The organism is Paracraurococcus ruber (assembly GCF_004353985.1).
Lineage (GTDB): Bacteria > Pseudomonadota > Alphaproteobacteria > Acetobacterales > Acetobacteraceae > Paracraurococcus > Paracraurococcus ruber.
On sequence record NZ_SMOA01000588.1, the window covers coordinates 1 to 1,151 of the forward strand.

Below are 1,151 nucleotides of genomic sequence, written 5' to 3' on the forward strand. Positions count from 1 at the left end.
CGGCGCCGCCCCCCGCCGCGCCGGCCATCCTGCGGGTCGGCGCGCCCGGCCAGCTCGGGTCGCTGCACTGGGCGCCGCTGGACCTGGCGGCGCCCGGCCCGGGCGAGGTGGCCCTGCGGATCGAGGCGGCGGGGCTGAATTTCCGCGACCTGATGTGGGCGCAGGGCCTGCTGCCGGAGGAAGCGCTGCTGCCCGGCTTCGCCGGCCCCGGCCTCGGCATGGAATGCGCCGGCATCGTCACCGCCCTCGGCGACGGCGCGCCCTTCCGCATCGGGGACGCGGTGTTCGGCGTCGCCCCGCGCGCCCTGGCCAGCCATGCGGTGACCCGGGCGGAGGCGCTGGCGCCGCGCCCGGCGGCGCTGGACGCGGCCAGCGCCGCCACCGTGCCGGTCGCCTTCCTGACCGCGGTGCATGCGCTGGAGGAGCTGGCGCGGATCGAGCCGGGCGAGACCGTGCTGGTGCATGGCGGCGCCGGCGCGGTGGGCCTGGCGGCGCTGCAGGTGGCGCTGGCCGCCGGCGCCCGCGTCGCCGCCACCGCCGGCACGCCGGCCAAGCGCGCCTTCCTGCGCGCCGCCGGCGCCGCGCTGGTGGTGGACAGCCGCGACCCTGGCTTTGCCGATGCCCTCCGCGCCGCCTGGGGCGGGCAGGGCGCCGGGGAAGGCTGCGTGGATGTGGTCCTGAACTCCCTGGCCGGGGACGCGATGGAGCGCTCGCTCGGGCTCCTGAAACCCTTCGGCCGCTTCCTGGAACTCGGCAAGCGCGACTTCGCCGAGAACCGCCGGGTGGCGCTGCGGCCGCTGCGGCGCAACGCCATCTGGTTCGCGGTGGATGTGGACGAACTGCCGCGCGCCCGGCCGGCGCTGGCGGCGCGGCTGCTGCGCTCCATCGCCGCCCGGCTGGCGGACGGGACCTTCCGGCCGCTGCCGGCCACCGAATTCGCGCCGGAGGAAGCGGAGGCCGCCTTCCGCCTGCTGCAGTCCAGCGGCCATATCGGCAAGCTGGTGCTCCGCCCGCCCGTCGCCGATGCGCCCGGCGCCGCCGCGCGCCCCGCGCCGCTGGCCGGGGCGGCCGGGGGCAGCGTGGTGGTGGTGGGCGGCACCGCCGGCTTCGGCCTGGAAGCGGCACGCTGGCTGGCGGCGCAGGGGGTGCGG

1 protein-coding gene is annotated in these 1,151 nt (G+C 79.1%); it reads left to right on the plus strand.

Translation table 11 applies throughout. The features are described from left to right. On the plus strand, nt 1–1,151 hold a 1,151-nt coding region (locus E2C05_RS31930), incomplete at both ends, for a zinc-binding dehydrogenase (protein ID WP_158292504.1).